This window comes from Pedobacter sp. L105, from assembly GCF_009765875.1.
Taxonomy (GTDB): Bacteria; Bacteroidota; Bacteroidia; order Sphingobacteriales; family Sphingobacteriaceae; genus Pedobacter.
Map to the genome: position 1 here is coordinate 265,868 of NZ_LMUP01000009.1, position 18,107 is coordinate 283,974.

General features: G+C 41.0%; 19 protein-coding genes and 1 pseudogene. 1 reads left to right on the forward strand and 19 read right to left on the reverse strand.

The window, feature by feature from the left end:
- Positions 1-23 precede the first annotated feature (23 nt).
- From GSQ84_RS28095 to GSQ84_RS19560, 18 genes and pseudogenes are all read right to left on the reverse strand, one after another.
- Entirely contained in the window at positions 24-182 is a 159-nt protein-coding gene (locus GSQ84_RS28095) for a hypothetical protein (RefSeq protein ID WP_254070918.1), read from the reverse strand.
- A 9-nt stretch (positions 183-191) separates the two neighbouring features.
- A pseudogene (locus GSQ84_RS28430) lies at positions 192-404 on the reverse strand (type II toxin-antitoxin system death-on-curing family toxin); the annotation flags it as partial.
- Positions 405-407: 3 nt separating this feature from the next.
- The gene (locus GSQ84_RS27925) at positions 408-1,019 is read right to left on the reverse strand and encodes a virulence RhuM family protein (protein WP_216848992.1); all 612 of its coding nucleotides are present in this window, start codon (positions 1,017-1,019) and stop codon (positions 408-410) included.
- 406 nt (positions 1,020-1,425) lie between these two features.
- A complete protein-coding gene (locus GSQ84_RS19490) occupies positions 1,426-2,943 on the reverse strand; it encodes a glycosyltransferase family 39 protein (RefSeq protein ID WP_158799014.1) in 1,518 nt (505 codons plus the stop codon).
- Between the two features lie 139 nt (positions 2,944-3,082).
- Entirely contained in the window at positions 3,083-3,802 is a 720-nt protein-coding gene (locus GSQ84_RS19495) for a LytTR family DNA-binding domain-containing protein (RefSeq protein WP_158799015.1), read from the reverse strand.
- Between the two features lie 563 nt (positions 3,803-4,365).
- Positions 4,366-5,274, reverse strand: a complete 909-nt coding sequence (gene moaCB, locus GSQ84_RS19500; RefSeq protein ID WP_158799016.1) for a bifunctional molybdenum cofactor biosynthesis protein MoaC/MoaB — start codon at positions 5,272-5,274, stop codon at positions 4,366-4,368.
- A gap of 1 nt (position 5,275) precedes the next feature.
- Positions 5,276-5,719 carry a molybdenum cofactor biosynthesis protein MoaE gene (locus tag GSQ84_RS19505; protein WP_158799017.1) on the reverse strand — a complete coding sequence of 148 codons (444 nt, stop codon included), beginning with the start codon at positions 5,717-5,719 and terminating at the stop codon, positions 5,276-5,278.
- 12 nt (positions 5,720-5,731) lie between these two features.
- Entirely contained in the window at positions 5,732-5,965 is a 234-nt protein-coding gene (locus tag GSQ84_RS19510) for a MoaD/ThiS family protein (RefSeq protein WP_158799018.1), read from the reverse strand.
- Between the two features lie 4 nt (positions 5,966-5,969).
- The gene (locus GSQ84_RS19515) at positions 5,970-6,119 is read right to left on the reverse strand and encodes a hypothetical protein (protein ID WP_216848993.1); all 150 of its coding nucleotides are present in this window, start codon (positions 6,117-6,119) and stop codon (positions 5,970-5,972) included.
- On the reverse strand, positions 6,116-7,303 hold the full coding sequence (glp, locus tag GSQ84_RS19520) for a gephyrin-like molybdotransferase Glp (RefSeq protein WP_254070919.1): 1,188 nt from the start codon (positions 7,301-7,303) through the stop codon (positions 6,116-6,118). Before glp ends, GSQ84_RS19515 begins: the two co-directional genes overlap by 4 nt.
- Entirely contained in the window at positions 7,303-8,283 is a 981-nt protein-coding gene (gene moaA / locus GSQ84_RS19525) for a GTP 3',8-cyclase MoaA (protein ID WP_158799019.1), read from the reverse strand. The genes glp and moaA overlap by 1 nt, the downstream gene beginning before the upstream one ends.
- A complete protein-coding gene (locus tag GSQ84_RS19530; RefSeq protein ID WP_216848994.1) occupies positions 8,280-8,870 on the reverse strand; it encodes an NTP transferase domain-containing protein in 591 nt (196 codons plus the stop codon). The genes moaA and GSQ84_RS19530 overlap by 4 nt, the downstream gene beginning before the upstream one ends.
- Positions 8,870-9,985 (reverse strand): XdhC family protein, encoded by a 1,116-nt coding sequence (locus GSQ84_RS19535; RefSeq protein WP_158799020.1) that lies wholly within the window; start codon positions 9,983-9,985, stop codon positions 8,870-8,872. Before GSQ84_RS19535 ends, GSQ84_RS19530 begins: the two co-directional genes overlap by 1 nt.
- Positions 9,986-10,036: 51 nt before the next feature.
- Positions 10,037-12,244, reverse strand: coding sequence for a TonB-dependent receptor domain-containing protein (locus GSQ84_RS19540; protein ID WP_158799022.1), 2,208 nt, complete (start codon positions 12,242-12,244; stop codon positions 10,037-10,039).
- Positions 12,245-12,329: 85 nt separating this feature from the next.
- Positions 12,330-12,671 carry a winged helix-turn-helix domain-containing protein gene (locus GSQ84_RS19545; RefSeq protein WP_158799024.1) on the reverse strand — a complete coding sequence of 114 codons (342 nt, stop codon included), beginning with the start codon at positions 12,669-12,671 and terminating at the stop codon, positions 12,330-12,332.
- A gap of 152 nt (positions 12,672-12,823) precedes the next feature.
- Positions 12,824-15,148 carry a xanthine dehydrogenase family protein molybdopterin-binding subunit gene (locus GSQ84_RS19550; RefSeq protein ID WP_158799026.1) on the reverse strand — a complete coding sequence of 775 codons (2,325 nt, stop codon included), beginning with the start codon at positions 15,146-15,148 and terminating at the stop codon, positions 12,824-12,826.
- The gene (locus GSQ84_RS19555) at positions 15,145-16,128 is read right to left on the reverse strand and encodes a xanthine dehydrogenase family protein subunit M (protein WP_158799028.1); all 984 of its coding nucleotides are present in this window, start codon (positions 16,126-16,128) and stop codon (positions 15,145-15,147) included. Before GSQ84_RS19555 ends, GSQ84_RS19550 begins: the two co-directional genes overlap by 4 nt.
- 13 nt (positions 16,129-16,141) lie before the next feature.
- Entirely contained in the window at positions 16,142-16,780 is a 639-nt protein-coding gene (locus GSQ84_RS19560) for a (2Fe-2S)-binding protein (RefSeq protein ID WP_158799030.1), read from the reverse strand.
- Positions 16,781-16,954: 174 nt separating this feature from the next.
- Between GSQ84_RS19560 and GSQ84_RS19565 the strand changes: the two genes are divergently transcribed.
- Positions 16,955-17,098 carry a hypothetical protein gene (locus GSQ84_RS19565; RefSeq protein ID WP_158799032.1) on the forward strand — a complete coding sequence of 48 codons (144 nt, stop codon included), beginning with the start codon at positions 16,955-16,957 and terminating at the stop codon, positions 17,096-17,098.
- 122 nt (positions 17,099-17,220) lie between these two features.
- Here the strand turns inward: GSQ84_RS19565 and GSQ84_RS19570 are convergent, their stop codons facing one another.
- Entirely contained in the window at positions 17,221-18,063 is an 843-nt protein-coding gene (locus GSQ84_RS19570; RefSeq protein WP_158799034.1) for an AraC family transcriptional regulator, read from the reverse strand.
- Between the last annotated feature and the right edge of the window lie 44 nt (positions 18,064-18,107).

Genomic DNA, 18,107 nt, shown 5'->3' on the forward strand with positions numbered 1-18,107 from the left:
TAGAGAAATCTAAGGCTTTTTGGTTATTGATTATTTGTATTGATCAGGTTGACCATTACTTTGACCATCATTTCTTTTTCATCAGATTTACTCTCAGCAATCATCAGAGTTAGCGCTACTAAGGCATTATCTGCAAGACGTTTGGAGCCATCACTTCTATAAAGAATGCCATTTTTTTCCATAAACCAAACGAAAAGATAAGTAGCTATACGTTTGTTCCCATCAGAGAATGAATGATTTTTGACCACAAAATATAATTGGTTAGCTGCTTTTTCTTCTACGCTGGGATAAAGATCTATACCGCCAAAGGTTTGATAAATTGTAGCAATAGATCCTTTAAAGGATTCGTCCTTTTCATTCCCGAATAACGAACTGCCCCCAAATTTTTCTTTCAGATCATGGATTGCCTATTTAGCATCTGAATAATCTATAATGAACAATTCTTCAATTGTGGTTCCTTCAATGGTTAGCTCCTGATGATCATATTTATCAAGAATGTCCAGGGCATATGCGTAATCAGTTACTACTTTTAATAATCCGGTGGCTTCGTCATTGTTTAGAGATTTATTTTCAAGGACGTTACTTAAGAGTGTTACAGTGTTTTTGAGAGATTGTAATTGTTCATTTTGCTCTCTTAGCCGGCTTTCATTAATTGAATAGCCTTTAAGAAGATGGTCTTTTAGAATCTTGTTGGCCCAAATGCGGAATTGAGTACCTTTTTTGGAGTTTATACGATATCCAACTGATAGGATCATATCTAGGTTATAGAACTTTAAATTTCTTTTTATGCTTATTTTTCCTTCCTGTTGAACTACCGAGAAAAGCTCGGTAGTTGCTTTTTCATCTAGTTCTGCCTCAGTTAAGATATTTTTTATATGTAGCCCTATCGTGTCAGAATCTTTTTCAAATAACTCTGACATCAATTTTTGAGTTAGCCAAATAGTTTCATTTTCCAGCTTTACATCAATTACCGTTTCACCATTTTCCGTTTCATAAATAACAATTTGATCGTTCTGCATTTTTCTGCAATCATCAGAGTCAATGCAACCAGTGCATAATCTGCGATTCGCTTGGTGCCGTCACTTCTGTATAAGATGTATAAAGTGTTACCGGTTTGTCTGAATTAGCAATGTGCATTTTTTGCACATTTCATTTTTCCTCAAGTTCATTTTCTTTAAAAATATTATTTATATGTTTTGTAATGACTGTTCGATCTCCGGCGGGGGAGACCCAGACGGACAAAGGTTGAACCATTGCATTGCAAGGATGTTTCTTTCCCTTATGTCGTTGATGCATACTTATCTGCCGTCATACAGCAATTTATTATAAATAAGCGATTCTATTTTTTTTGCATAATAATTAGAAGAAGTTCAGAAAGTACTTTTCAGAAAGCGACCTTATAAATAATAAGCAGCAACTAATTATTTACTCAAAAACCCTTTTCTTGAAAAGCATCTTTAGTGCGTCAAAACTCTGTTTCGGCTTTTTGCAGATATAAATAGTTTGGTAGTTATCCTCTTCAAAATCCGAATAAGAATTATATACCTTTTTTACAGCTACTACGGAGTTGAAATAGTTATCAAAGAAATCAATTGTGGCCTCACCATTTGTAAAAGCTATAACCGTTTCGGGCATTTGCCCGCCAGGTGCCCATAAATAAAAACTTCCGTGATAGGAGAAGGCCTTAGGTAAACCATAAGTACCGCCAAGGAGATTTACGGCACCTGCCTGACTGTAATGCTTTCCCCAAATCAAGCATTCCTGCCTTTCTTTGGCGGGCAAACTATCATAAACAGTTTTTATAGCCGTCATTGTTTTGTCCCATTTGCCCTTTGCGTAATATTCATCTGGTATCCCAAACTTATGTTCTCCCTTATTTAATTTGTAAACCCCGATAAAAGTGTTCAGGGGCAATACCATTAATCCCCACGGTAGCAGAAACAATCCTGTCAAAATAAACAGGGCACTAACAGGATATAGCAACCACTTTTGCCAGATCAATATTCTTTGTTCGAACCAGATGCTGCCGAAGATGATCAGAAATATAACAGCTGAAAAAAAGTAGTAATGTTTGCTTTTTGCCAGCGCTAACAACAGTATCGTTAATGCGATGCAAATGGCCAGAGGTAGATAGAGTGCTTTAGACTCCCTATTGAACATGAAAAACAATCCCGGCAGCCATATAAAAAATGTGACCGGATTAAGGTCAATTATTAACAAGCTAAAAACACCTCCTATGCTTAATTTATCCAATTGGGTTTCATATAAACGCGAAAACATTTGGAACATGGGGAAATCATGTGCGTATTGCCACCATAAATTGGGTGCTATGATAACAACGAACAATAAGATGAATTTCCATATCTGATTGCTTAACAATAACTTTTGCATGTTTTTTAAAAAAAATAGGCTGCAAATCCCTGCTATGAGAAACACGATATCGTACTTGGTGAGAAAGCCAAACGCAAGGGCAAGGGTTAGGTAAAATAAATTTTGGTTATCTTGCTTTTTTACAAACCTTACCAGCAGATAAAAAGACAGTACCCAAAAAAATTCGCTGAAAACAACCGGCTGAAACAACTGATGCGATCTGTCAAACCCTGGTGAGATCACGATACAGAGCAGCGCGATAAAGACTGCTTTGGATTTACCGCCCAATTCAATGGTGGTTAATCCGATCAGGATCAAAATAAGTACAGTGGCCACATGTGTGAAAATGTGATGGATAAACACCGAAGTTGATCCATATTGATTCTGTACCCAGGCCATCCATCCGATCATTGGCGGGAATTCCATATAGCCAATAGCCGGATGGTTACCAGTTGCTATGTGCAATAACTCGTCAGAATGAAACCCAGAAATGTAATCAGCAAACAGATGTAGAATTAACTCGATTACACAGAATGATAGAATAATTAGGGTTGTGCTTTTTATATTTTTCATGCTTAACATTTGAAAAAACTACGCAGCAGGTATTGCTGCTAATAATATTTCTCTAAAGGTAGCTGAACTATTAAGCGATGTTCAAAGCTTGTGATGGCTGACTATGTTTTGTTGTAGATAACAAGGTATGGTCAAGGTTCTATAGGGGTTGATTATAAATTTGGTCGAAGCGGTTTAAATAGGTTCGGGAAACAGGCACCTTATCTTCGGTTTCCTCAAATGAAATAGAGTATCCTTGCGAATTGCCCGCTAGTTTAGCCACTCGCTTAATATTCAAAAGATAGGCGCGATGGCAACGCAATAAATAAGGATAAGCGGCAACTTGTGTTTCCAAATGCTTCAGCGAAATTCTTTTAAGTTCATTCTGTAAACGGCCGTCTTTGAAAATGTATATGATCACATAATTCCCCTCAGCCCTGGCGAACAATAAATCATCAACCTGAAGCCGGAAGTCGTCGATCCTAACATGGGCTTTTATAAATACGGAAGAAGACTTCGATTCTTCTTTTACACGTTCGGCAGGAGGGTCGATAACTTTATGAGCAGTTTTCTCATTAACGTTTGCTTTAAAATAAACCTGGGCAGCAACTAAATAAATACAGAATATGATCCCCGCTAAATAAGCATTCCTCATTTCAATAAATAAGTAGTACCAGGAAATATTGTCCGGATTTGTATAGATCAATCCGCGTAATAAGAAACTCGCCAAACCTATCATCAAAAATATGAGCGCTACATTTAATAGCTCTTTTTTTAATGTCCAGTCACTAATTTGAAGTTTTTCTCTAATGTGGCCGAGTATACTAATATAACCGAAAACAATCAATGCCGGCAATAGTGCATGCAGGCTACAAATCATTAAATAGTTTAATTTTTGTTCCGATACATTTACGGTAAAGGGCTTAAATAAGTAAAGCGTAATAAATATTAATAAGAACTGAACACCTGCAATTTTAGCTAAATTTCCGGATTCATACCTTACGGGATAATTTGTCTTCCTATTAAACAGTTCTATGCTGTGATTTATAAATAACATCATTCCAATAGCAAATAAACTGCATTTTTAACATATTAGAATAATTGGCTCCAGAAAAGTTACATTGATGCCGCGAAAGCCCATACGGATGTACAGGCACGTAAAACTACTGGAGCAATCATTTTTCACCCTTAATTTTATGTTTACCTCGGAAGCCGGAATTTAGAAAAGGGTTTAAAAGCAGATGGATTGAATAGTGTTGAGGTCATTCAGGCAGATTTAACCAGTCATGATTCAGTGTCACATGCACGTTTCGAAATCGGTAAAGGGACTGGCCGGGGCTGCATGACACCTTGTTATGATGATTTTACCTTAGTCAATCGTAATTGAATAGGACCCAACAAAAGCTTCTTTAACTAAGCTTTTGTTGGGTTCAGATGAAATACTTAATGCTTTTGACCTTTGTTAATTTTAAATAAATGCAATAGCTGTGGAAACAGGGCTTCCATACTCTCTTCAACGCCACTATTTGATCCCGGTAAGGTAAGAACCAAAGTTTCACCTATAAATCCTGCTATACCTCTCGATAACATGGCATAAGGCATGCGTTCCTGGCCATATTGTCTGGCAGTTTCCATGATGCCGGGTATCGGGCGGTCAATTAAGGGAGCGATAGCTTCTGGTGTAAGATCTCGCGGGGAAAGACCTGTTCCGCCCGTAAATATCAGGAGCTGATGTTCCGGCCCGCTTAACTTTTTGGCTACCTGTCGGATGGTATCCAGATCATCGGGCACAATTTCGTACTTTGTAGTGCTGATCTCAAATTGTTCCAGTCGTGCAATAATTGTTTTTCCTGAAGTATCCTGAGATTGGCCTGCAAAAATAGAATCAGAGCAAACTACTACTGCAGCTTTTATTTCCGGAAATTTGGCGTGTTTAAAGTCTGATTTCCCTCCTGATTTTTTAAGCAGCCGAATGTTTTGAATTTCAACTCCCTTGTCAATGGGTTTCAGCATATCATATATTGTTAAAGCGGTAACAGATGCGCCGTGCATTGCTTCAACTTCTACTCCGGTTTTATAAATGGTATGTACCTCCACTGTGATGATAATTGACAGCCCTTCAATCTCATAACTAATCGCTGTGTATTCGATAGGTAGTGGATGACAGTCAGGGATAACATCACTGGTTCTTTTTACGCCAAATAAACCTGCTGCACGTGCAAACTCAAAAACATCACCTTTAGGTATTTTTCGTTGTATTACCGCATCAATGGTCTCTTGCTTTGATACTTTTACAGTAGCCGCAGCAATGGCAATCCTAAGGGTGCTTGATTTTTTTGTGATGTTTACCATATTAACTATTTTCTTTCCACTGGTGGGAATTGTCTTCAAATATTTCTTTGCCCCAGATAGGCAGTTCTGCTTTTAATCTTTCCACCAGTTCTTCGCAGGCTTCAATTGCTGGTTTGCGGTGTGCAGAGGACGTAAATACAAATAAACAGATGTTTCCTGCAAGCACTGTACCTAAACTATGGTGCACATGCAGACAGCTAAGAGGATATTTCTCGAAAATATCTTCCCTGATCTGGTGCATTTTCTCCAAAGCCAATTCTTCATATGCAGTATAATCTATTCCGGCGACAAACTTGCCGTCAATCTCGTCTCGCCTCACCTGACCCATGAATATGCTGTGGCCTCCAATGGCTGTTTTTGTACTGTGTTTGGAAATACTCTCGGCAATGAATGCAGGATCTATTTTTCCACTTACAAAAATGTTTTTTATTTTTCTATCGCTCATTTGATTTCCTCTTTATCCGCCAGAAAAAGGTGGCATGATCGCTATAATATCATTGTTTTTGAGATCATGATTCTCCTGAATAATGTTCTTATTTACTGCCAGTTTGTACTTCATTTCTGAGAGCAACGGAAAGGATTTTTCGAGATATGCTTTCAGCTCATCTGTGGTGCTAAGACCAGACACATCTATTCGCTGATTGTTAATCACTTCAGCAATTTTTCCAAAGCTAATAATCTCCAGTTCCATTGTATTATGCAAATATTAATTTATGGGCACCAAAATAAGCAACACAAATGCCGCCGGCAACGGAACCACCTGCACCACCATGCCCAACTGAGGCATATAAAAAAGCAACCACAAAAAGCAGGCAAAAAAAGAGGATAAATGATTGTTCCATCATGAATTTGGTAATAACATTATTTTTACGATTTCTCCTTTGCTAAATTCTTCCTGGTCTTCATTAAGGCAGATCAGGCAGTTGGCCTGTGCAAAAGAGCTCAATCTATAAGATTCCTGAGCTGTTAAAGGGCTCGCATAGCCATTTTCATACCTTCCTTTAAGGAAATGCGTGAGTCCTGATGGTTTTTTATAATCATGGCTTAGCCGGGCCTTTATTTCTACAATGCTGTTTTCTTTGTGCGACAGGCCATTTAGTGCCGGCAGTACATAATTATAATAACAGCTGAGTACAGAGGAAGGATTTCCTGGTAAGCCAAATATCATTTGATTACCTTTTGTACCGAAAAATAAGGGTTTACCCGGTTTCTGTTTCACCCGATGGAAAATCTGTTCAATGCCACAGCGTTTTGATGCTTCAATTACAAAATCATAATCACCTACACTCACCCCGCCATTCAACAAAACAACATCATTATTTTGCAGGGTAGTTTCCAATACCGCTGTTAATATTTCCAGATCATCATCAGCCTGGTAAATTCTTAAATCAGTTATTCCCTCCTGCTGTAAGGCGGCAGAAAGCGAATAAGAATTTGATTCGTACACCTGACCGAACTGAAGTTCAGTTCCGGGTTGTTGTAATTCATTGCCGGTTACGATGAGCCCAACTTTAGGCATTGGAAAAACTACTACTTCTGTGATACCAATTCCTGCCAGAAAGCCGATGGCCGCCGGGCCCAAAAGATTTCCCTTTTGCATAGCCAATGCACCAGATTTAATTTCAGAACCCTTATCACGAACATTCGATCCTGGTTTGAGCTGTTCATCATCAACGCGGATTTTGCCATTGACCTGGCTTATTTTTTCCTGCATTACTACTGTATCTGCGCCATCAGGCAGGGGGGCTCCAGTAAAAATTCTGCTGGTTTCACCAATTTTAATAGTTAACACCTGGTTTGTTCCCGCGGCCATTTCTCCAACAACGTTCAGTTCTTTTTTCTGGTCGGCAAAAATAAATGCATAGCCATCCATAGAAGATTGCGGGAAAGCGGGTATATCGTAATTTGCGTAAATATCTGCTGCCAGAACGTGGCCTGAGGCAACTTTAAGAGATAAAGTAACGGGTTCGAGCAGATGAACCTGATCCGCTATCAATTGTTTTGCTTCATTAACACTGATCATGCTCATTATCCTCCAATAGTTATCATACTTCTGTTGTTAATGGTACTGGCATCAAGATTTTTAAAATGCGTGTCAAACTGTCCGCCAAGCTCTTTTTTCTTGCTCCATATCGAAGATATAATCAATGGGAGTACATCTTCATGGTTTCTTAATGCGGTAAGTAAATCTGTCTCCCCATTGCTAAACAGGCAGTTCTTTAATTTGCCGTCGGCCGTTAAACGCATTCTGTTACAGGTACTGCAAAAGGGGGCAGTCATAGTGCTGATGATGGCGAAAGAACCCTCATGACCAGGGATCATGAAACTTTTTGCGGTATCATGTGCTGCGCCATCCACAGGAAGCACAGTGAAGTCTTTTTGTATCTGAGTAAGGATTTCCTCCAGTGAAAACAGCTTATTGCTGGTCCACTTGTTGCCGCTAAAGGGCATAAATTCAATGAACCGGATCTGAATAGGATGGAGCCTTGTCCATTCTATAAAGTCTTTAATCTCGTCATCGTTCAATCCTTTCATTACTACCATGTTCACCTTTACGCGAATTTTATGGTGCAGCAGCAGGTCTATATTGCTTCGAACCTGATGAAAAACATCACGGCGGGTAATGAGCATAAACTTTTCGGGCTGCAGCGTATCCAGGCTGATGTTAACAGTTTTTATTCCGGCTTCCAGTAAAGTTGGCAATAGTTCTGCAATTCGGGTTCCATTGGTAGTGATTACCAGTTCTACAGGGAGTTTACCCAATGCAGAAATAATCTGGGCCGCGTCTTTACGGACCAAAGGTTCTCCGCCGGTAAGCCTGATTTTTTTTACCCCTTGTGCTACAAATATCTTTGCCAGTTCCAATATTTCATCGGGTTGCATTAATCGCGAAGCAGGTGTAAAATCATAATCCTCTTCGGGCATGCAATAAAAGCAGCGAAAATTACAGTTATCAGTAAGCGATACCCTTAGGTAATCGTGCACTCTTCCAAAAGAATCTGCTATCATTTAGGATGAATTAAATGGTGATAATCTGTTTCAGTATCTATATCGATATGGCCAAGTTCAAATTCAATGACGGCCGTATCTTCTTTATGTTTTTTTAACATGCTTTTGGCCCCCTCATTTCCGCTAAGTAATAACAACTCCGGGAAATAGTTTTTATGGAACAAGACCGGGGTACCTATTGTTTGCGCATAATTGCAGGCAATGATATTTTTACCGGTTAGCTCATGTTCCAAAAGGAGTTTTTCAAAAATTCCGTTGCTGATAAAAACCTGATCGGCAACAGACAGAATTACATTTTCTATGTCTTTGTGCTGGTCCAGCATTGCTGAAAGTCCTGTAGCAATACTGGATGACATACCTAGATGCCAGTTTTCGTTGAAGATATAGCTGATTGTGGGATTATGATGCTTTTTTAAGATCTCCTCTGCATAAGCCCCAAGTACCACCATCACTGGTCTGAAAGGCGTTTTCAATGCCTCATTGCTCACTATCTCCAAAAGTGTTTTTCCCTGGTAATTTAAAAACTGCTTGGGTTGGCCCATTCTGCTGGAGTTTCCTGCGGCCAATATGATGATTCCCGTAGCCACTAGTTTTCCTTTATGTTATAGGTATGAATAGGATCTTTTTTATCTTTTAAAAAACGTGCAGACGAGCCGGTAAAAACGGATTTGATTTCTGCCACTATAGAAATGGCTATTTCTTCTGCAGTTTCTGCACCGATATCCAAACCAATGGGCCCATATATCCTGGATTCATTTACTGCTGTATTTATTCCCAATTCATCCAGCATCCTGATCAGTTTCTTTTTAGGCCCAAGCGTACCGAGGTAGGGGGCTTTTGTTGATAAAAGACGGTTTAATAAATCAATATCATAATTGTAATTGTGCGTCATCAGCACAAATGCGGTTTGATCATCTATATTGATGTGAGCCAATAATTGTTCTGGTTTTACAACCAGTACTGTTTTTGCATGCGGAAAACGATGTGCCGTGGCATGTGCCGGACGCCCATCTGCAATGGTTACTTCCCAGCCCAGCAACCAGGCCATTTCGGCCAAAGGTTGTGCATCATTTCCCGCTCCGGCGATGATCAAAGAAATAGATGGACGTATAAATTCTAAAAAAGCATCTATGGGCTGTTCTTCTGCTGTATAGATTTTAAATAGTGATGTTTTGTCTTCCCATACCGTCAATGTATCTTCCACAACTTCATTATAAAGTGCAGAAGGTAACTTTGACAACGTATTTGTAGCATTGTATAACAAACTGGTACCCAATTGCAGCTTTCTATTTAATGAAAATAAAGTGACCAATACAGCGTCTTCACGTCTATTATGCAGCGCAGTTAATAGCACAATAGGGTTTAGTTCATCGGCAATATTAATGGGTTCAAATAGAATGTGGACAATGCCGTTACAGCCAAGCTGCACGCCAAACTTTGCATCATCTTCATCAGTAGTATCATAAGTAACCAATTTGTTTTCCTGCTGCATTATGGCAGAAAGTGCTTTTCTTAGGGCATCCCCCTCTAAACAACCACCACTGATGGCACCGGTTAACAGGCCATCTTCGGTAACCAGCATTCTTGCCCCGGGGCGTCTATAAGAAGAACCTTCCAGTTTAACTACTGTAGCAAGGGCAGCTTTTTTATTTTCAGCTGCCGCTCTATGGTAAGCTTTAATGATATCAGCAATTTCTTTCATAAGGGCAAAGAGTAGGGGACTGATGCAATTTAGTGATTTTCGTTAGACAACTTAAATCTTTATACCAAAGCCAACATTAAAAGTGATGCCATCGGCCGGTAAAATGCCCGGGCCAGGAAGAATGGTAATACGACGGGTGAAATATTTGGCATTGAGCACGTTGTTGATATTAGTGAAAATATGGTATCGTTGTAAAAAGCTATAATTGAAAGACCAGTCAAAAACATGATATGCTGGTACAATACCACTTAAGCCTGTAGAATTAAAGATAGTATTGTTGGCGTCTGTGAAGTTTTTACCAACGTAACTCATTTGAAATGTGGTGGTTATGCTATGATTTAAATAAGTTAAACCTGCACGGTTAATGAATTGTGGTGTTCCTTCCAGCCAATTTCCCTTAAGGCTTATATTTGAAGTTCCTGTACTTAAGGTTCCACTAGTATAACGCGCATGGTCGTAAGAGAAAGAGTTAAATACTCTGATATCGTTATTTGATTGCTGATCAAAGATATGCCATAACGATAGTGAAGTATAAACTTCTGCCCCTTTGGCTACACCATTACCAATATTGGTGGTATAGATATAGCTTTGATTATTTCCATCGGTACGGGTAAGGTTACCCACCTTATCACCATAATAAACATAATACAGGTCAAAATCGAAATTGAAGATATTGCCTGCGCTACCGCGATAGCCCAGATCTGCACTGTAGCCACGGGTGTCTTTCAAATTAGGATCTACAACGGCCAGGTCGTTTCCGGGGATAATATTGGCATAGGTGAAGGGCTTGTAAGCCTGTGAAAAATTACCGTAAAGCTGGGTACTGCTGGTTAGCTCATATTGTAAGCCGGTACCAAATAGCGGGAAATTACGCTTGTTGGCATAAGACACGTAATCTTTGGCATTATCGATTAAACCCGTTAAACTGGTATTAACAACTTCGAACCGGGCGCCTGGTGTAACACTAAATTTAGGGGTAATCTGAAAGATGTTCTCTGCAAAGGCAGCATAATTATTGGTATGCAGGTCGAGCTGTATGCCATACGGGCTCAGGGTGGTCAGGTCATAGTCAGAGCCTGTGGTACCAGTTGCTTTTTGATCCCTTGTTGTTTTCTCCGTAAAATACCTGATTCCTGAAGTAAACGTACTGGTCTGATCGCCCAGTTTGTAACGGGTAAGCAGTCGGGCTTCGGTTGTAAAACCAAGATAATAGTCACGGTCAACCTGTCGTTGATTATAATTGTTAGTTTTTTTATTTATCGTATCTGCCACGCCAGGGTTAGCTAAAAACTGTACGCTATTTCGCTGGCCCGATATCATATGTGAAGTTACTTCAAGCTTGGTTTGCTCGCCTAGTTTGTAGTTTAACAAGAGTGCCGGAATATTGATCTCCGGGTCGAAGAAGTTACGGTTACGGGTGGCCTGCCTGCTATCGGCATTAAATTGCGCATCTGTTAGTCCGCCAGCGTCCTGTTCTTTGAGGTTAACCCTCGAAAACTGTAAAGCCAGACTAATTTTATCATTGAACTGGTACTTCACATTACCATAAAACCATTGGCCATTAAAGGCAGAACTTTTCCGGTAGCCATCACCTGAGCGACTTGCAAAATAGCCATAATAACTCCATTTGCCACTTCTGCCACCAGCAGAATTGAAGGAATTAAAATAATGATTGGAACCGGCAGACTGTTCGCTTTGTATGCCAAGCACTTTAGTACTATCGCCTTCTTTCATCTTATAATTGATCATGCCGCCAAACTGACTTCCAAATTGCAGGGCGGCCGATCCGCGCACAATCTGGATCTGGTCCACTCCGTCAAACTGGGGGGCATAATGATCTTCGGGATAACCAAAAAGATCGGAGTTGGTATTGTAACCATTCTGCCTCGCATTTACTTCGTTTGAGCGGTGGGTATCTGTGCCGCGGCTCCCGATATTTACCTGGAAACCGTTACCGCTCATTTCCCAAATATTTACGCCTGGTACGGTAGAAAATATGGTGCGAATGGTACTGTTACTGAGATTAGACTTACCGGCATCCAGGGTAATCAGATAAGTTTTTTTTCCCGCAAATACATTGGTTCCTGAAACATCAGGTAAATGTTTGGAGCGATTATCTTTAATCACTACGCTATCCAAAGTAAGGATAGAGTCTCTTTGCGCTTTTGCGTTTTTTTGTTTTACCTGTGCATTAACCTGCTGGGTAAAACCAACAGCGCAAATGAGACAGATACAATAATAAAGTAGTTTTTTCTTCATAGGTGGATTTAAGTTACGTTATTCCTATGGGGGAATAACGATAGGTATTAAATAGTTTTGAATATTAAAATTAAATTTTAGAGGCTTACAAACTAATGTCCTTACTCTGCTCTGCTAATAGCTGATGGAAGCGCAAATGAAAAGCTTTAAATTGTTTTATCGCATCCATTCCCTTTTGAGTTACTTCGGCGTTGCCGCCGCCCTTGCCGCCGCGCTGAGAAATAACAACAGGATGAGATAGGTGGCTGTTCATATGTTCTACCATCTGCCAGGCCTGCCGGTAAGACATTCCCATCTGAATTGCTGCCTGCCGGATAGAGCCTGTTTGCTGAATACGCTCTAAAAGTTCTACCCGCCCCGGGCCAAATACAGGTTCACCTTCAATTTCAATCCAAAGGGTGCCGTTATATTTAAATTTAACTGACATACCTGATTATCTTATAGCTACAAACATCATATATCTTTTTAAGATGAGTATAATACATATTACTGTATTTACTACCATTATTACGGTTGGGAACGTTAACGAACCGGTGGGGTGTCTATATTAACACCCCGGTAATAGGAAAAGCTGATCAACTAAGCGATTAATTTATCAGGAGTGATTGGCAGATCCCTAACCCGTTTCCCTGTTGCATTGTAAATTGCATTGGCAATGGCCGCAGTAATTCCGGTAATACCAATTTCACCAATTCCCCTTGCACCGATGGGCGATATGAATGTATCAGGTTTGTTGATAAACTGCACTTCTATCTCCGGAATATCTGCATGCACAGGAACAAGATACTGAGCGAGGTCGCGGGTAACTACGCGACCATTATTAGGGTCGTATTGTGTATTTTCCATTAGGGCCATTCCAATACCAAAAATCATTCCGCCCATAATCTGGTTAGTAGCTGTCTTTAGGTTCATTACCGTACCAATATCCATTACGCCAACAATTTTGTCTATCCTGATCATACCCAGGTCGGGATCAACCAGTACTTTAACAAACTGTGCCCCAAAAGAATGAAAGGCGAAATCTTTCCGGTCGGTTTTTTCATCTTCCTGAACGGCTTTATTGGTTTTGCTTTCTTCTTCTGCTTTAGCTTCAGGACTGCCGGCGGGGGCTGGTGTAGGCGGCCCTTGCTGCCTGGTAGACACATTGGTTTTTGCCTGCGCTTCCAGTTTATCCAATCCTTGACGGGTCATGACCTGCGAATAGGTTTCGCCTTTATCGGGGTTTTTTACCAAATGAATGCGGCCATTGTCAGCCGCAATATCTTCTTCTTTATACCCATGCAGCGGGGAGGCGGTATCTGAAATTGCCAAATTGATTAATTTGCTGATCACACCCAGGGCCGCTGCCCGAATAGGAGGGCCAACACTGGCCGATACCTGCGATCCGCCGGATTGGGCTCCCTTAGGATAAGAACTGTTACCCAGTTTTACTTTAACTTTATCTGGAGATAGTGAAAAACCATCAGCGGCAACCTGTGTCATCACCGTGTAGGTTCCGGTGCCAATATCTTGTGTTCCGCATAATATTTCTGCATTACCGTTTGCAAATAATGTTGCTTTAGCGGTAGATGCGCTGCGGTTGGCCGGATAAGTAGCTGTTGCCATACCATAACCTACCAGGTAATTACCTTCTTTTAAAGTACCCGGTTCTGCTTTGCGATTCTTCCAGCCAATAGCTTCGGCACCACGCTCATAACATTCTTTTAAACTCTTTTCAGAAAATTGTTTTTTCTTCTGCTCTTCCATATCTGCATGATTGATCAGGCGCAGTTGAAGCGGATCCATTTTCAATTGATGGGCCAGCTCATCCATCGCAACTTCCAGTGCGTAAGTGCCGGGTGCTTCACCGGGTGCACGTGCAGGGCAGGGGGTGCCTCTGTTTAACCGCACCAGTTCATGACTAACATCCAGATTCGGGCTGCTGTAGAGCATGCTGGTGGCTAAACCGGCAGTTTCCACAAATTCATCTACAAAGGAAGTTTCGGAGGTTGTGGCATGTTTGATTGCTGATAGCTTCCCTGTCTGGTCGGCACCTAAAGTAATTTTCTGTATAGTTTGTGTTCTGCGTCCCGCGGCAGAAAAAACCTGTTGCCTGCTCAGCACGAGCTTAACAGGCCGATTAAACTGTTTAGCCGCCATTGGGGCCAGTAAAGTATTTGCCCAGGTGAAACCTTTTGAACCAAATCCTCCACCGATGTATAATGCGTAGACCTGAACTTTTTCTGCGGGAATGCCTAAGGTGGCAGCTAATAACCCTTTAACGCCCATTACCGATTGGGTAGCATCATAAACGGTGAGTTTGTCGCCTTCCCATTGTGCTATGGTTGCATGTGGCTCCATAGCATTGTGATGATAAACAGGGGTGGTATAAGTTTCTTCTGTTTTTACAGCTGCAGATAGCATCGCTGTTTCTACATCGCCTCTTTTGATTTGTGCTTCACCTCCTCCTAAGCCCGAAGCAGGTTTGTAGGCAGTAGTTATGTTTTTTTCTATTCCGATAGTTGCCGGCTGTTCATCATAAGTTACTTTAACCAATGCAGCAGCTTGTTCTGCCTGTTCAAATGTTTCGGCAACAATAATGGCAATATGTTGTCCGCCATAAAATACCCTGTCATTTTGTAAAGGCAACAGGTCTTTTTCTGCAAACTTACCATTACTTGGATCTGAACCGGCAGGGAAGTGCAATTGCATAGAATTTTCACTGGTCATAATCCCGATAACGCCGGGCACTTTCAGCGCCTGGCGGCTGTCAATATTTTTAACACGGCCTTTGGTGATGGTACTGGTAATGCTTACCCCATAAACCAGATCTTTGATGGGAAATTCAGCGGCATAAGTTGCTGCGCCGGTAACTTTTAATCTGCCGTCAACACGGTCTATCGGTTTTCCTATAGATGGGTTCATGATATGCCTCCTGTTGTGGTTAGGGCGCGAACGAGTGTACGTTTGGCCAGTTCGATTTTAAATGAATTGTCTTTATAACCTTTTGCCTGGCTTAAGGCAGCCTCTGCCGCAGCACGGTAGGTTTGTTGATTAGCTATAGCTCCGTTTAAGACCTTTTCGGCCAGATCTGCCCGCCATGGCTTGGTTCCTATACCGCCTAAGGCAATATGTGATTTTAAGATTCGTCCGTTCTGTATATCTAATATTACAGCTGCTGACGTTAGTGCAAATTCGTAGGATGCCCTATCCCTCACTTTTAAATAATGAGACCGGGCGGCATAAGCTATTGGAGGAATTTCAACATGGGTGATCAGCTCACCTTGCCTAAGATTATGCTCCAGGTGCGGTGTTTGCCCTGGCAGTAAATGAAATTCACTAAATGGGATAGTTTTTACGCCTTTTACTCCCTGTACATGTATGATTGCACCTAATGCGGCCATGGCCACACACATATCAGACGGATGGGTAGCAATACATTGGGCACTAGTGCCTAAAATAGCGTTATTGCGGTTATAGCCAGCTATTGCGCCACAGCCGGAACCGGGAACCCTTTTGTTACAGACAAAATCAGCATTGTAAAAATAAGGACAGCGGGTACGCTGCATTAAATTGCCGCCAACGGAGGCCATATTTCTTAGTTGTGGCGAAGCCCCTGAAAGCAAGGCTTCCGAGAGTACCGGATATTTTTTTGCAATGGCAGGATGATAAGCCAGGTCACTATTTTTAACCAGCGCACCTATTTTAATCCCACCGTTTGGTAGTTCTTCAATTTGGTATAGTGAAAGTTTATTGATATCGATAACCTGTTTGGGTGTTTCGATATTGAGCTTCATGAGGTCGAGCATATTGGTGCCACCTGCAATGAATTTTGATCCGGCTGTCAGGGTAGCATTAATGGCCGACTGTCCGTCCTGCACCCTAATCAATTTGAATGGTTCCATAGTTTTTTTAGGATTAAGCAGTTTGAACTTCTTTGATAGCCGCCAGAATATTTTGATAAGCGCCGCAGCGACAGATATTACCACTCATAGATTCCCTGATTTCTGCGTCTGTATGTGCGTGGCCTTCTTTAATTAATCCTACTGCCGAACAGATTTGTCCTGGCGTGCAGTACCCGCACTGGAAACCATCATGTTTCAAAAACGCTTCCTGCATGGGATGCAGCTGATCTCCGCTGGCCAATCCTTCTATCGTTGTTACTTCGGCGCCGTCGCATAAACCTACCAGGCTAAGGCAGGAATTGATCCGTCTTCCATCAACTAATACTGTACAAGCACCACATTGACCGTGATCACAACCTTTTTTTGTACCGGGCAGGGAAAGCTTTTCGCGCAGGGCGTCAAGCAGCGTAACCCTGGAATCGAGATTAAGAATATGCTTTTTACCGTTGATGGTTAAATTTACAGCTGTAATTTCTGCGGATGCCACAGCCATTATTTCGGGCTCCTTTTCCGGTGCGACGGCTCCGGACAGCAACGGTGCGAGTGTTAATCCTGCACTTGCAACGGTGAGCTGGGATAAAAATTTCCGTCTTGATGTGCTGCCTTTTGATTGATTATTCTCTTCAGGTGAGCAGTCTGTAATATCAGCCATAACATTGATTTATGGTGAGTTAACACCAAATGGAATCAAATGTTTAATGAGGCAAGTTATAATAAATTAAACAGAAACAATCTAAACAAAAATCACTAATAGCATTTGGTAACTGGCCCTCACTAAAAATCGGAGTGTTTTGAAAGGTGAAAAATTGTAAATTAAAACAGGAAGATGAAAAAGTCAGTAATTACAGAAAGCCAGATCATAACACCCTTCACGGCATCATCATCCCCCCATGCAAGATGCATTCTGGTACAGGCTACCTACGCGGTAGCTAAAGGGTCGCTGCGTAATATCTGTAACCAAGACACGTAGCGACCCTTTAGCTACCGCGTAGGTAGGAGGTAGTCCAACCGACTCGTCATCCCGCAGTGAACTTTCCTGCCCGTTTCTCACGAAAAATCCTCTAAACAGAATATAATTTTTCGTTTGAAAAATTAGTGCATACGAACTGTACTACGGTAAGCAGTGGGGCTGATACTTGTCTGCTGGATGAAAAATTTGTTTAAATGGCTTACATCGACAAAGCTAAATTCATCTGCTATTTCATTTAGCCTTTTATCGCTGAATTTCAACCGGTGCTGTATCAGCTTAGTTTTATATTTGCCAATATAACCCTGCATAGTCTCGTTGGTATGCCTTTTAAAATACCTCCCCAGGTAAGAGTTGGATATTCCAAAATGAGAACTGACAGCCTCGGCTTTTAACTTTCCGGGATCATAAATGTGATGCTGAATGTATTGAAGAATATCTAAAGCCTTTTCTTCAGTTGAAACATTAACTTTTTCGGGAAGGTATTTTGCAATATTTCTGGCGACAATGATGATCAGGGTATTCACCAATTGGTGAACCAGTTCCTGATTGTACAGGTCTTTATTTTCATGTTCACGGATAATTGCTTCAATAATAGGATTGACCAGCAATTTATCAGCCTTGTTTCTAAATATACAGCCCGGCTGATGATTAGCATTCTGCAGGATAAACTCTAGTCTCCTGACATTCTCGGCAACCAGTGAATTGTTTTGGATATAAATGTCGTTGAACTGCAGAAAGACCATTTGGCTGGTGGTATGGACGTCAAAGGAATGACAGTCTTCGGGGGTCAATAAAAATAAATGTCCCGGCTGGTATTTAAAAGTGCTTTTATTGATGCACTGCATACCTGTGCCCGAAAGTATATAAACCAGTTCAAAAAATGTATGCTGGTGGGCTGGTTTAGGGCATACATCAAATGTAGCATATTTTATAGAGTAGGATTCGTGAAGTACCTCTTTTTCCATGTTACAAATATACTATATTATAGAAAAATTGTACTGTTAATGTG